Below are 15,114 nucleotides of genomic sequence, written 5' to 3' on the forward strand. Positions count from 1 at the left end.
CAACTATGTTTTAAATGCATTTGCAATCCTGACACTTCACCCTGCCTTCGGCATTCTCCCCTTTTTGTCACTTCCGCACTCCTCCTCTGCCACTACATGCACCTCTTCTTTGCCACTTCGGTCCTCCTCTTTTGCCATTCCGGCATCCCCCTGTGTCGCTCCCCTCCTGCGTCATGCCCCTGAAAGCGGGAATCCATCTCCCTTTGCTAACAACTTAACAGACAACTTTTGCGAAGATTCTTTTCATTCCAATTAAATTAGTGGACAGGCTCTTATGCGACCATGATCACAGATAAATACTTCGTTGAAGGTCCAGTCAAGTTTAGGAGGCTCTGTAGTATAGGGCTTTGTCAAAAGCCCCTTTACTCGTACCATATTTCTACGGTGAGGGGCTTTGTAGGCTCCTATTTACAGTTCTGAGTGCTGATGAAACAAGGCGGCAAATTCTAAATCGTAAGAAGACACCGAAGTTTCTGGGCAACCTTTTAGGTCCACTTCTAGTGTATATAGTTCATCAGGGTACCTTAATGGACGGACCTGTTCTAGGAGCTTCTCCCTTGGCTCTTGTGTAAAGAACTTATGGCAATTGACATTAAGTGCACGTAAATATGGTAGTATATTTTTCTCAATCGCCTTGACAAGCTCATCGCGAAGTAATTGTGGGAAGACATCCTGTATTCCATTGAGTTGTTCGAGAGGGGGCGAGTAGGGTGATAACGAAGCATCAAATTGATATCCACCAGAGATTGGGCAATTTATAACCTTTCCAGACGTCCTTATAACACCCTCATGGTGTTGTTGATATGATGCTTGATGATCTGGTGCACGAGCTATCACATATCCCAGAAATTGGAGTGTTACTGGTGTAAATCTTACAGGTAGGTTTTCTAAGCAGCCTTGTAGCTCCACTTCTGTTGTATATATTGTGTGATTTACGTAAGCTTCATAAGATGCTCTAATTGCATCTTCTGATCTTACTTGAAAGAACTCTTCGCAGGTGATATTCCTTGGCAGTAAAGCTGGTACTACCTGTGCATTCATCCTGAATGCTAGTTCACGCACAAGATCTTCCGGTAAGGAGGTGGCATTCTTATCTATCATGTTCTGCATAAGCCTGCAGTACGTGTCTGCGATATTGGTATTGTACCCTGTTGCTTTTTGGTTACTCAGATCTATAACGTTCAACACGCATATATCCCCCTTGTAATCTTTTGGCATAACTTGCAATTTTACTTTCTTACTCATTCGTATGACCTTTTCATTTAAATTTAAGTTCAAGATTTTAAGTTTTGTACGTATTCTCGGACGAAACGATCGCAATCGTATACCTTTCACATCAATGCTGCAAGATTTATTTGTGCTTCTATATTTGTGTGTAGACGTTTGAGCAGAACCTAGTCTTGAATATGCCTGTGTGGTTTGCCTGTACAGAGGTATGGTAAAGTCACATCAAGCGCAAATAAGTCAAGGGTGCCCCAGAAATGTCGATTGCGATCGATTTATGATACATAAGTGCATTTTTATTTGATAAAATTCAAGAAATATAATATTTTAATGAAGTGTTATTTTGGCGGTAAATTTTATATAAAAAGCTTTGCAGACTTTGTATAAATGCGGTATAGAATATCTCGTTTCTTTTTAAGAAAGTACAAACGCAAAATGCAAGTGGTAAAACGCTCTCAGTAGTGTGTTATCCGTCTTGCCTACTGTGTGAATGTTGTGTGTTTAAGGTTCTTCAAACGTTGCCTTAACAAAAGAATTTGTTGACATGAATTTTATGCTAGGAATATTTGTGAAATGGAAAAATATAAAGATGCACTTTCAGTAGTGGCCGATAAGAACCCACATGCCGTCCAGTATGTGTTTAGGCCACATCTCGTCGAGATCGCTTCCCGCTTCTTTCTAAACAGGTTTAGAGGCAAGGTAGCATATGCTGTGAAGGCAAACTCTGAAGAGTATGTCTTGAGAAGCATGTATAATGCTGGCGTCAACTGTTTTGATGTCGCATCGATAAGTGAAGTGCGCCTTATCCGTTCCCTTTTTCCCGATGCTTTTCTGTACTTTATGCACACCGTCAAATCTAGGCATGCTGTTGCCAGCGCATATCATGACTATGGTGTGAGGCACTTCTCCCTAGACAGCATTGAGGAGCTTGACAAAATCGTAGAAGAAACAAATTCCGCTAAGGATTTGGCCTTGTATGTCAGAATTGCCATTCCGAATACATACGCAAAGGTTAGTCTTGCTGGTAAATTTGGAATTGGAGGTGCAGAAGCTATTGAACTTTTGAGAAAGACTCGCAAAGTTGCTCTCAAACTTGGTATATCATTCCATGTCGGCTCACAGTGTATGAACCCGGAAGCTTATAGGGTGGCGATAAGGACGGCTTCTGAATTGATAAAAGATGCAGGTGTTGAGGCTGATATCATCGATGTTGGTGGAGGTTTTCCATCAATATATTCAAGCATGCAATGTCCTCCATTGGAGAGGTACTTCGACGTTATTCATGACGAATTTAACGCTATGCCAGGTAGTGCAAACATGGAGCTAATGTGCGAGCCTGGAAGAGCCTTGGTAGCCGAAAGTGGTGCCGAGATTGTAAGAGTGGAGTTGATAAAGGGTAAGCACCTGTATATTAACGATGGAACGTATGGTGGGCTTTTTGACGCTGGCATATTTAAGTTGCCATATCCTGTGCAGATATTGAGGGAAGACTTCAACCATGGAGAGATGAGGCAGTATAGTTTTTTCGGACCAACATGTGACGCAGTTGACTTCATGCCTGGACCGTTTCTACTACCCGTTGATATTAAAGCGGGCGAGTACTTTGAGATAGGTCAGCTTGGCGCATATAGTAGAGCGCTTGCTACATCTTTTAATGGATTCACTGCAGAGAATGAAATAGTGGCAGTGGAGGATATGCCCCTGTTATCTCTATATACAGAAGGAAGACTCAAGGATATTGACAACACGACAATAAAGGAGTGAAAAAATGACACGTAGTACCAATGGCGCAGACCAGTCTGTAAATGCGAAGCTAAAGATGCTGTCTGAAGAGGTCAAGCATATAGATGTTACATCGTTTGATGCGCGTCCTATTGTCGATGCGATGAGTAAAATGTCTTTTACGTCTCGAGATTTGGGTAAGGCAGCCCAGATTTTTAACGATATGTTGAGAGATCAGAGCTGTAGTATCATCTTGACACTTGCTGGTTCAACATCCGCTGGGGGCTGTATGAAAATATATGCGGATATGGTGAAGTATAATATGGTGGATGCCATAGTCGCCACCGGTGCTTCAATAGTTGATATGGACTTTTTTGAAGCACTAGGATTCAAGCACTATAGAGGGAATCAGTTTGAAGATGATAATAAATTGAGGGAAATGCTGATTGACAGAATTTATGATACATATATTGATGAGAACGACTTAAAGGCATGTGACGAGACCATCTGCAATATCGCCGATCAGTTAAAGCATAAGGCTTATACTTCTCGTGCTTTCATTAAGGAGATGGGTAGATTTTTAAGTGAAGGTAAGGCGAAGAAGCCTGATTCTCTTGTGCAGCTTGCGTACGAGCATGACGTGCCGATCTTCTGTCCTGCGTTCACCGACTCTTCCGCTGGTTTTGGGCTAGTGTTGCATCAGACTAAAAATCCACACAGCTGCATTACGATAGACTCGATCGGCGACTTTAGAGAGCTTACCGATATTAAAGTAAATGCTAAAAAAACAGGCCTATTTATGATAGGAGGTGGTGTACCCAAGAATTTTGCACAAGATACAGTAGTGTGTGCTGAGATTCTTGGGCATGATGTGAGCATGCACGAGTATGCCATTCAAATTACCGTTGCAGATAGTAGGGATGGCGCATGCTCCAGTTCGACTTTGAAGGAAGCTTCATCTTGGGGCAAGGTCAGTACTCAGATGGAACAAATGGTATATGCCGAAGCAACATCTGTACTTCCACTTTTGGTCAGCGATGCTTATCATCGTGGTCATTGGAAAAGTAGGGAGCGCAAAAAGTATAGTCAACTATTTGGAGTATAAAGATGATGTCTTCATGGCCTGTGCTAAGCACGAAGAAAGGTTTCTTGGGTATACCAGAGGAGGACGCTGTCACGCATCCTCGTAACAAAGTAGTTGTAGTTCCATTTGGTTTGGAGAGTTCCGTTAGTTATGGTAAGGGTACGGCAAATGGACCTCAGGCGATTATAGATGCTTCACATGAAGTTGAGTTATTTGATGAAGTATTGTGGTCGGAACCGTTTAGATACTTTGAAATGAAAACGCTGACTCCATCTCCTGTTTCCTCAAATACTGAAGAAGCGCTCAATAGTCTGACTGAGCTTGTGTCTAGTGCGCTTGCGCTAGGTGCTTTCCCTATGGTGTTGGGTGGTGAGCATTCTATAACGCCTGGAATTATTAGGTCATTTCAAGAAAGATTTGACGACATAGCTATACTCCAGTTTGATGCCCATGCTGATTTGAGGGACGGATACATGGGCAACCGTTTTTCTCATGCAGCTGCCATGAGGCGCTGTTTGGATTATGGAAATATTCGGCTGGTATCTGTAGGAATTAGAAACATATCCGCGGAAGAAGCCAGATTCATTGAGGCGAATCCTGACAGAATCTCGATATTCTGGGCCAAGGATAAGGTGAAATGGAACATTGAAGAGATATTATCAAAGCTAGGCAACAGAAAGGTATACCTAACGTTTGATGTAGATGCGTTTGATATGAGTATCATGCTGGCTACAGGAACTCCAGAGCCGAACGGTTTAATGTGGCAAGAAGCAATGGATATCATATCTGCCGTATCTGAGCGTCACGAAATTATAGGGGCTGACGTCAACGAGCTTTCCCCGATTGATGGCTTGCATGCTTGTAATTTCGTTGCGGCAAAGCTTGTATATAAGATCTTGTCTTACGCCTTTAAAAACAGAAAGTAGTTTAAGAAATTACTGTGTTAAAGTAGCTACAAGATGTCTTGACCGAGTGGGGATATTTGTAGTAAGTGTATCCTAGTCACTTATTATTGAGAGGTTCCATTTTTCCATGAAACAAGCTGTATACCTGTTGTCTTGTATAATCGTTGCATGCATACCAATGTTGGTAAATGCAGAAGAACCGTATTGTAAAGTGGACAGCGACAAGTCACTCTATTATCGTCTCGAGTTGTCTGTGCCCGCTACATTTTGCAAATTCTCAAAGGTCAAAGATCCCACTTGTGAATCCTTTCCAAAAGAAGAGTTGGTGCAGTTACATGGTTTGTGGCCTAATTATACATCGTCTGGCTTTCCAGAAGGCAAGTGTAGTGAGAAGGGCTGCCCAAAACCAAAGCCAGGCCAGGGGAAGTTTTGTGCTTTACCGATTCCGAAAGGCCTATACAACTCCCAAATTTGGAAGTTACACAGTAAGTATATGGGGGGCCGTGAGAAGTGTTTAGAGAGACACGAGTGGATTAAGCACGGACTCTGTACTCCAATGAAAGATAAGCCAATGAAATACTTTGGGTTTGCATTGAAAACTACTAAAAATATAGTTGACGCACTAAGTATTGAAGGCGACAAACCTATGTCGCAGAGTGACATCAGTTTACGAATTAAAGAGAAGCTTCCTGAGTTAGATGGTGCCGTACAGATTACCTGCAGAGGAAAGTATGCAAGTGCTATATCTGTAATGTACTCATGGGGTAACGAACCTGGAGCTGTTATCTTGAATTCCGATAATGCAAATCACTTTGTAGGTTGTAAGGACACCATAATATTTCCAAGCAAGCCATGATGTCGCATATTGACCACCGAAGTTGCGATCCGTATGAACGGAGATCGAGATTGTGTTAGCACTAATGTTACTTGAAGTGGATCAAAATGTTAGAGGCAGGACATTCAAATACAAGCTTTAGAAATAACTAGTTGATCTGTGGTTTCAAGACTATTGATGTCGTAGTGGGCGACTAAAGTTTGATGCCGTTGATATCGTAATGGTCATAAGAATATCTTGCAATAACTGTATTATGATCTATACAGGTTCGAGTCATGACATTAACGATTTAGTATGTTCAAAAAAAGCATAATATTGTCCTTTTGCTTGTGGCTCTCCTGTATGAATGCAGAAGCGGCGTTCTTCCGTCCTGAGACATTTACCTTGAAAAACGGTATGCAGGTGGTGCTAGTCACCGATACTTCAACGCCCGTTATCTTTCATGCTGTGTGGTATAAGGTTGGTAGAGGAGATGAAGCACCAGAAGAGCCATCCGGAATCGCTCATTTTTGTGAGCATATGATGTTCAAAGGCACCTCAAATATTACAAGAGATGAGTTGAATTCTACCTTGTTTAAAATAGGTGCTATCAAAAACGCTATGACTAGCTTTGATTATACCACCTACTATGAGTTGATAGAGTCTTCAAGCATAGAGACAGTGATGAGGCTTGAAGCTGATCGCATGGTCAATTTGCTGATCAAAGAAGAAGACGTAGCATCAGAGCGTGGCGTAGTAATGGAAGAAAGAAAAACGAATATAGAAAGCTCGCCAGAAGGCCGAATAATGGAGGCTTCTATCTCTGCCTTTTTTACAAATCATCCATATCGCATACTACCTATTGGGTTGATGGATGATATAGCTAGCTACTCTTCAAAGGACGTTAAAAGCTTTTATAAAAAATGGTATCACCCCAATAATGCTATTTTGGTAGTAGTGGGCGACATCAGCTTGGAGAGGCTAAAGGAATTGACGCAAAAGTATTACGGTGTTTTACCCGCTGGTCCAACTTTGGTTAGAAATCGTCTCAAAGAACCACAACGCACCGATGTTCTGAAAGATGTCAACCTCGGTGCTAATGAAGTGGGTTTACCATCTGTAAAATTGTACTACGATGCTCCCTCTGTGCGTTCCGACCCAAAAAAAGCTTATGCTCTGCAAGTGGGCTTGGAGGCTGTATTTGGTAGTTCTGTAGATTATTTTAAACGCGCCATGATTACAGAGAGAAAAGCTCTTAGCGGGATGAGTACTAGTTATGATGGTTTTTCGTACGATCCTATGTGGCTGTCAATAAGTCTACAGCCGTTGCCAGGTATAAAATGGAAACAGCTTAGTGTGATACTTGAGGAAGTCCTAAATAAAGCTTTAAAGAGCATTTCTCCTGAAGACGTCAAGCTTGCAAAAGCTAGAATACTGGGAAGGTTAGAGTATGACAGAGCTGATATTTTTGAGGTCGGCATGATTATTGGTAATGTGCTGGCTTCAGGGTATACTTTAGAGGATTTGGAGTCATATCCTGATAAAGTCAATGATGTGAAGCACGAGGAAGTGTTAGATGTTATGATGGATGTGTTGAAAATGCCCAAGGTTAGATCGTTTTTAGCACCTCTTTCTAAAAAGGGGGCAAAATGAACCTTAGAATTCTTTTATATCAATTTTTCACAGTACTTGCTTTAGTAGCTTTTGATGCTGCTGCGGAAGTTAACGTGCAGGAGATAACTACGAAAAGCGGCATTAAAGCTTGGTTGGTACAGTCTCAGAGCAATATTCTTTCCTTGAGGTTTGCTTTTAAAGGTGCTGGCGGTGTTTCTGAAAAGCCAGGGCTGGAGGGAGCCACCACATTCTTGGCTAAGGCTTTGAACACAGTTGGTACGAAAGGATTATCAAGAACTGACTTAACAAAAAAATTGGAAAATATGTCCAGCTCTGTGTCTTTTAGTGCTGACATAGATCATTTTTATGGTGATATTGAGTGTATTCAAGGAAACACAGAAGATACAGTCTCCATTGCCAGTCAGTTGATTTACCATCCTGTGTTTAAACAGCAAGATATCGATGAGGTTCGTAGAGGATTGATCGCATCCTTTAGAAGATCTAAAGCTAGGCCAGGATATCTATTAGGGGCAAAACTTAATCTGTTAACATCCGGGCCCAACCATCGTTACAGTAGTCGCCCAACTGAGAAAAGTTACAAAAGTATCAGTGTGTCAGATCTACTAAAGCATATGAAGATGTGGTCCAAAGACAATTTGGAGCTGGTCATTGTTGGCAACGTTACATCAGAAAAAGCTAACGAGATCATTGACGCTTTGTTTAAGGATTTGCCAAGCAAGAGCAATCATCTAAGTGTGAAGAATCCTGTGATGACCAGTAAACGGGGCACATATCTCATCAACTATGACATGCCTCAAAGCATCGTAGATTTTGCGCATGAAGGTGTAGATGCAACTTCTGTTGATAGTATGATGCTGCGTTTGATTATGAAGGTCTTGGGTGGAGGCATATCGTCAAGGTTGGGGAAAGAGTTAAGGGAAAAACGTGGCTTAGTGTACTCGATAGACGCTAGTTGCTCCTACTGGAACTTACAAAGCTCAGTAGATGGTAGTCTGGAAACTGACAATAGTAACGTTGGAGAGGTGATAGAGGAAATCAAAAAACAGTGGGAAGTGATGAAAAGCGGCGGCATGACATCAGAGGAGCTGGAGCATGTCAAATCCTATACTATAGGCTATTTGGCTGTAGGTTTGACCAATAGTAAGGAGATCTCAAGATACATTTTAGGTCTCAAGATATTTGATTTTAGTCTAGACTATCTCCAAAACAGGCGGAAATTAGTTGAAAGTATCACGCTTGAGCAAATTAACGATGCTGCTAGCCGGTTGTTAAAACCCGAAAGTTTGATTTTCGTTGTAGTTGGCTCTCCTAAGGATCTTAAAGCTGTAAGTGTGGAGTGATAGACGGATGTGTTATCAGTTATTTGGTTTGAAGGAATAATAATCAATTGATCAAGAGGTGAAATGGTCGAGAGGATAAGCACAATAGATACTTTTATTGTAATTTGTTACTTCGTGGGTTGTTTGGCTGTGGCGTTTTGGAAATCCCACAGAATCAAAACAATAAGGGAGTATACACTTGGTAGTGGTAGTGTTTCAACAACGGTGTTGGTCTGTACAATATTTGCTACCGCTATTGGTGCTGGGTCGACTATTGGAACAGTCTCTGAAGTCTACAGATTGGGTTTGCTATCTATCGTGGCATGTTGTTTTCTTCCTGGGTTTTGGCTGATTAGTTGCTATATCTTTTCCGATATTAGACAATTTAAGGGATGTCTGTCAGTCAGTGACATAATGTCTGTACTTTATGGTGAACCTGGTAGATGGGTAACCAACATTTGTGCTATCATTTTTTCTGTGGGCATTGTTGGAGCACAAGCAATGGTGGTAGCAAACATTCTGGATTATTTCTTTCATGTTGGTCCGTTTGTAGGTGCCATAATAGGTGTTGGTGTACTGACATTTTATTCGGCATTTGGTGGTATTAGAGCCGTTGCTTTGACTGACGTGTTTCAGTTTTTCATATTTTATATCGCTATCCCATTGGCATTTGCAACAGCCTTGCATGAATTGGGTGGGTTCTCAACAATGTGGAGCAAGCTCCCAGAATCCCATGCAGTTCTGGATCTTAGTGGCGATAACTTATACGTATTTTTAGGTTTGTTGGTTTTTATACTAAGACCAGAGACGGCAGGTACATCTATACAAAGATTCTTAATGTCTGGCAATCCACTTCAATTAAGAAAAGCCTTGCTCATAGTGTCGATGATCACAATACCATTGACTATCATAATATCGTTCATAGGTGTGATTATGAAGCTAAAAGAACCAGATTTAGCTCCAGATGACGCATTTATTGCATTTATAGCGCACCACCTATCAGATGGTGTAAAAGGATTCATGATTGCAGCTATTACGGCTGTGATTATGTCTACTGCAGATTCCTGGCTGAACACCACATCAGTTCTTGTAGCTCATGATATTTGCAAGAGAATATGGTCTAAGATGAGCGACAGAACGGAGTTGACTATAGCAAGACTTGCCACATTTGTTATTGGTGCAATGTCTGTGAGTGTCACACTAATGGGCAAGGGTCTTATAGAGGTATTATTTGCGATTATCAATTTTTGGTCTCCTTTGGTGGATGTTCAGATTGCTGCCGGTTTTCTAAAGTTTAGAACTAATTCACTTTCATACATATGTTCGGTAGTTTTAGGTTCTATAGGTGTGTCTGTAGCAGCTTACTTTAAAGGCGAATTTGGTACGCTTAGTCTGTCAGCCGGCTTGATCGGTAGTACTGTTGGACTGTTCGGCAGTCACTTTTTGCAGTTATGCCTTGCCGTAAGTATGCCAAGACGTGAACAAAGACTGAAGGAAAAAGCAGAAGAGATGAAGCTAAGGCACAAGCGTTTTTCGATCACCGGTGTGTTTGTGTCCCTGATACGTAACATGAGGTTAAGTAATCTGTTAAAGTTAGCAAAACAACACACAAGCAATTATAAGCCACGATATGAGTTGTCCGGTATTGGTATGGTGCTCTGTCTTTCAGTGGCGTTTTTAGCGGATAGTAAGATAAGTTTCGTGACGTACAATATCATCTCTTTAAAGCTGATATTGGGATACGGTATAGCCTCACTTTTAGTATGTTTTCAAGAGGAGTTGCCACATAAATGGAAGACAAACTACTTGCCGCTGTATTGGTATGCCACAATGTTGTTTGCGTTTCCAGTGACCTCAATACACATGTTGTTGCTCACACATGGCTCAATATTTTGGGGTGTACATCTTGTCGTGAGTACCTTTATCATGTCTGTGTTCCTGGATTATGGTGCGTTCATGACACTATCTCTGCTAGGAATGTTAATAGGTGGAGGACTCGCCTATATACTACCGCCATTGGAGAGTGTACATGCGCTTTCTATTGAATCTGTATACGGGTTAGGTGTCGCGATGGTTGGCTTTATAGCGATATCGATTGTAAAACGTATGCAAGATGCCACTCTTGGTAAGGTAGAATTAGTGAACAGTAGAATAGTGCATGAGCTGAGAAGTCCATTATCTGTCGTAATGTCGGCTTCTGAGTTTCTGGACACTATAATGGCAGATGCTATTTTAAGAGCTAAAGATAAGCCCGTCGCTCTTACTAATGATGAGATAGACAAGATCAAGGAACTATGCGATGCAATAAAGGATACCTCGGCTAGAGGGCTAAACACGGTTAGCGTCTTTCTTGCAAGAGTAAGGCAAGAGCCGGAAGACAATGGTAAATACCTCATGAGAAAGTGCATTACAAGCGTTTTAAGTGAGTATAAAGTAGATCAAAAGCTATACGAGCGTATCGATTTTCAAGGTGGTGAGGACTTTACGTTTGAAGGCTCCTGGTTACTAGTAAAGAACGTGATATTTAACATTGTCGAGAACGCTTTAAAGTATTCAGGTGAAGACGTGAAAGTAGAGATTAGAACTGAAAACAACAGACTCCACATCAAAGATTATGGTAAAGGAATACCAGATACAATTCTTCCCCGTATCTTTGATGAGGCGTATAGTGGTGAGGTAGGTGGAACAGGTCTTGGTCTTGCCTTGTGTAAAGAAATTATAGAAGAACTAGGTGGTGGAATATACTGTATGTCAGAAGTTGGACATTATACGGAATTCGTGCTCGTATTTCCAAGGGTCAGATAAAGGAATGAGGTAATGTTGTGACTGTTGTAAACAAAGACACCAAGATACGTGAGATTCTAGGCCGGCTAAAAGAGCAACGTATAGAGTTTGTTGATTTTAGATTTACGGATACTCTAGGTCGTTGCGGTACCTCGAGTCACAGCGTGAGCGCAATCCGAGAGCACGAGTTGCTATACGGTGTTTCGTTTAAAGAGCTCTCAGAATGTTCATCTGGTGGGCGACACTTGGTATTGCGTCCAGATCTTGGATCTTATTGGGTTGATCCGGTAGCATCTCGCCCTACCGTCTGCTTTATGTGCGATATTACTGATGGAGCTAGCAATGTTCCCAGTATTATTGATGCAAGAGCTGTAGCCTATACGCTCTCAAAGCATTTAGTATCAAGTGAAATTCCTGAAGCTGCGAACTTCACACCAACCATACAGTTTCTGATCTTTGACGATAGAGATTGGACCAATGTTTTCAATGGATATGCTGAGCAACTCTTTGTGGGAGCCCGTGCACCTCATGTGGTCAAAGACAGGAATATAGAAGCGCTCCACAAACATGCCAGTCACATATCTTTAGACCATCTGAAAGACATTAGGATGGAAATCATATCTGTGCTTGAAAACATGGGTGTTAGAACAAGAAGGCATAGTGGTACTGATAATAGGTGCGAGATTACCTTAGATACAAACAATATACTTAGTAGTTGTGACGATCTACAAAAAGCCAAGTACGTTATCAGAAATATCGTAAGTTCTTACGGTAAGAGCGTAACATTTATGCCACAACCTTTTATGTCCGTTACGAAGTCTGGAATGCTTATAGAGCACCCTATACCGCAATATAAGGAGTCCACGCTTGGTGGAGATGTGGTGATGAATTTAAAAAAGCATGAAAGCTTTTATATAGGTGGTATTTTAAAGCACATTAATGCAATATGCGCATTTGCGAGGCCTGCTACCAACAGCTACAAAGGACTACAAGATGATGCGACTAGGGCCAGGATGCTGATCCACCAAGAAGCAAATAAGTTGGAGCTAGCGTTTGTAGACTCTATAGCAAACCCTTATCTTACCTTTGCTGCTATAGTGATGGCAGGGTTAGACGGTATTATTAATAAAGTAGAGCCGACTTTTCAAATAGACCCAACTTTTGAAAACGTGTGTGATGGGATCCTGGAGGTACAGCTGGAGTTACCTACATGTTTTCAAGGGGCTTTGGATGCTCTTAAAGACGATCAGGAATTTTTAAAGCGGGGCAACGTCTTTAGCAGTGACATGATGGAAACATTTATCAGGCTAAAAGAACTTGAGATCGTGGCCATTCAGCGAGTCCCCCATCCTGAAGAGCTTCGTATGTACTATAACATATAATACCAAGTTTCAGATTAAATCAGGCAAATGGATTTGAGGATCAGGCTGCGTAAGCCTATTGAAATAGGTGCGCAAAGCAGAGTTACTATAAATCAGTTTCGAAAGAGGTCTATTGAACTACAGTCAGTATACACATATATTAAAGTTTCGAAAGAAGTCTATTGTATACATGCCGATTGAGACATTGCATAGACAGTTAAGCGAAATCAAAGAAGTGAGGATGCAGACAACCGAAAACATGGCGCTGATTGCCACAGACATCCCAGCAGAAATAAGCCATATTTTCACCGCATTACAGCTCACACCACCACAACGCTACCTGTCAAAAAGTCGTGTCTGAATCTCACCAAAGCAAGCAATTACACCCATCACAACCACCCAATTGATGAAGTCGAGAAACAGATCAGTCTACCTTAGTACAGTGTTACGGCGCTATTCCAATCCATTGTCATATGCCAACATGTAGAATCCATACTCCATTGTTCTCCCGATTCAAGCTGATATTCTGTCACATAATCAGTCGCTCTTGCGTTTTGAACAGTGTACGGCACAGCGTCATATTTAGTAAAGTCAACGTATTGACCCTCTAAGCCCCTTCTTACGTCACCTAATATGAACCTATTGCCGTCACCAACTAACTCCATCAGTCTTGCTACTAAATGCAAGCTCATCATGTGCTCCTGAAGCCATACCGGTAATGTCGATATCCATCTTAGCATCTCATTTAAAAGCACTGCAGCTTGTTGATCATTTCCTGAAATCCCTGCAGTAGAGCTATAGCATACCTCTGAATTACTCACTACAACTGCTGTCTCATTTGACAAAGTGTTGTCTTGATCGCTACATGAGTCTGCTGTTGAGTGTGTCTCTCCTACTTGTGAGAAAGTGTCTGTATTTGAGCAAGCGATAGACTCTCGTCCGTCATTATTTGCTTGTGAATCAGCCAAGTCCCTCTCTCTAGCTCCATACTTCAAAAGTTTTTGACAATGTGTAGGCAATACCACTTCCCTAAGCTTATCGATATCTTCAGTATTAAACTTTTCGCACCAATACGGACTTTCATAATATGTCCATACTTCCTTAATCATTTCAAATGGAAGTAAAAACCTTGAAAGGGCTAAGCTATAAGCAACCATCTCTAACATACTTCTACCATTATGCTCTAATATCTCAAAAGCCTCTTGTGAAAGATCTGTAAAAAACTTTGTGGCTGTTAATTTTACTCTACAGAGATTTGGATCAGCTCCATACTGCAATAACAAGATGCAGTTCTCTTTATGCCTATGCTCTATAGCAATGTCAAGGGGTGGCAACTCTGCACAATTGAGAATGTTAACGTCAGCACCAGCTTCCAGCAGTAACAATGTAGTATCAGAATCTCCCTGTACAGCAATATGTAAAGGTGCTCCACTATTTTCAGACATGAGATTCACATTTGCTCTATGCTTTATAAGTACCTCTATGATGTCAAGTGCACCACGATAGACAGCATTATGTAACGGTGTATATCCAACATGATCAAACGCACTGATTTGAACATCATGATGAGCGAGCAGCAGTTGACACATTTCAAGATCACCTATGTCAGACGCTTTATGAAGAGCAGTCTCACCAAGTATGCCCCTGAAGTTAACGTCTCCTCCATTTTCCAAATACTCTCTTACTTTATCTATTCTTCTTGATTCGACGTGAATTAGAAATGATCTACCGTCATTGTTATCTTGCATTTTTTAGCTTGAACCTATCAATTTAACTACAGCCATAATAACTCTACATCACTTTACGTTATAACACCAACACCTCCTCACGATGGTTAATAAAGAATGAGAGATTGAAAACCAGAGCGTACAATGGAGGTCTTGCTAAGATCATTTTTGTGACACCAGTTATCAATTCTAGGGATTAAATTGAACCTCCAGTTTTTCCCGACGCACAAGCTCCTACAACGAGCCTGATTTTACATCCATCCTCACTTGCCAATTAGCTCACTCACCTCTTCCTCGCTCAAACCAGTCGCTTCACTTATCCTATTTACCTCCAATCCCATGCTCAGCAGATACTTGGCTATCGACAATGCTTTCTCTCGCTCACCTTGCGCTACGCCTTGCGCTATGCCTTCCTCTCTTCCTTCTTTTCTTCCCTTTTCCATAGCATCCTGACGCTTCTTTTCAAATGCTGAGTCCTCAAACCTCCAAAATGCTAAGTGCGACTCATATATCTCCCTCTCTATTGTCGTCATCTGTAG

At 41.4% G+C, this 15,114-nt stretch carries 11 protein-coding genes and 1 pseudogene; 9 read left to right on the forward strand and 3 right to left on the reverse strand.

Annotation, left to right across the window (positions count from 1 at the left end; genetic code table 11):
- Positions 1–408: 408 nt before the first annotated feature.
- A complete protein-coding gene (locus tag EDM53_RS02835; RefSeq protein ID WP_130122178.1) occupies positions 409–1,245 on the reverse strand; it encodes a hypothetical protein in 837 nt (278 codons plus the stop codon).
- 552 nt (positions 1,246–1,797) lie between these two features.
- On the opposite strand from EDM53_RS02835, the gene EDM53_RS02840 reads away from it, so the two are divergent.
- From EDM53_RS02840 to EDM53_RS02880, 9 genes are all read left to right on the forward strand, one after another.
- Complete coding sequence (locus EDM53_RS02840) at positions 1,798–2,988, forward strand: type III PLP-dependent enzyme (protein WP_130122179.1); 1,191 nt, start codon at positions 1,798–1,800, stop codon at positions 2,986–2,988.
- Between the two features lie 4 nt (positions 2,989–2,992).
- A complete protein-coding gene (locus tag EDM53_RS02845) occupies positions 2,993–4,051 on the forward strand; it encodes a 1,9-bis(guanidino)-5-aza-nonane synthase (RefSeq protein ID WP_130122180.1) in 1,059 nt (352 codons plus the stop codon).
- 5 nt (positions 4,052–4,056) lie between these two features.
- Positions 4,057–4,956 carry an agmatinase gene (speB, locus tag EDM53_RS02850; RefSeq protein WP_130122190.1) on the forward strand — a complete coding sequence of 300 codons (900 nt, stop codon included), beginning with the start codon at positions 4,057–4,059 and terminating at the stop codon, positions 4,954–4,956.
- 106 nt (positions 4,957–5,062) lie between these two features.
- The gene (locus tag EDM53_RS02855; protein ID WP_130122181.1) at positions 5,063–5,791 is read left to right on the forward strand and encodes a ribonuclease T2 family protein; all 729 of its coding nucleotides are present in this window, start codon (positions 5,063–5,065) and stop codon (positions 5,789–5,791) included.
- Positions 5,792–6,112: 321 nt separating this feature from the next.
- Positions 6,113–7,402 (forward strand): M16 family metallopeptidase, encoded by a 1,290-nt coding sequence (locus EDM53_RS02860; RefSeq protein WP_165379588.1) that lies wholly within the window; start codon positions 6,113–6,115, stop codon positions 7,400–7,402.
- A complete protein-coding gene (locus EDM53_RS02865; RefSeq protein ID WP_130122183.1) occupies positions 7,399–8,724 on the forward strand; it encodes a M16 family metallopeptidase in 1,326 nt (441 codons plus the stop codon). The genes EDM53_RS02860 and EDM53_RS02865 overlap by 4 nt, the downstream gene beginning before the upstream one ends.
- A 63-nt stretch (positions 8,725–8,787) precedes the next feature.
- The gene (locus tag EDM53_RS02870; protein ID WP_130122184.1) at positions 8,788–11,508 is read left to right on the forward strand and encodes a sodium:solute symporter family transporter; all 2,721 of its coding nucleotides are present in this window, start codon (positions 8,788–8,790) and stop codon (positions 11,506–11,508) included.
- Between the two features lie 17 nt (positions 11,509–11,525).
- Positions 11,526–12,869: a type I glutamate--ammonia ligase gene (locus tag EDM53_RS02875; RefSeq protein WP_130122185.1), complete on the forward strand. Its 1,344-nt coding sequence runs from the start codon at positions 11,526–11,528 to the stop codon at positions 12,867–12,869.
- Positions 12,870–12,981: 112 nt separating this feature from the next.
- Entirely contained in the window at positions 12,982–13,209 is a 228-nt protein-coding gene (locus EDM53_RS02880) for a hypothetical protein (RefSeq protein WP_130122186.1), read from the forward strand.
- Between the two features lie 73 nt (positions 13,210–13,282).
- Here EDM53_RS02880 and EDM53_RS02885 read toward each other — a convergent pair whose 3' ends face one another.
- Together EDM53_RS02885 and EDM53_RS06150 are read right to left on the reverse strand one after the other, a co-directional pair.
- Positions 13,283–14,596, reverse strand: coding sequence for an ankyrin repeat domain-containing protein (locus EDM53_RS02885; protein ID WP_130122187.1), 1,314 nt, complete (start codon positions 14,594–14,596; stop codon positions 13,283–13,285).
- A 242-nt stretch (positions 14,597–14,838) separates the two neighbouring features.
- Positions 14,839–15,114: pseudogene (locus EDM53_RS06150) on the reverse strand (hypothetical protein); the annotation flags it as partial.

It is taken from the genome of Rickettsiales endosymbiont of Peranema trichophorum (assembly GCF_004210275.1).
GTDB lineage: Bacteria > Pseudomonadota > Alphaproteobacteria > Rickettsiales > Midichloriaceae > RICK02.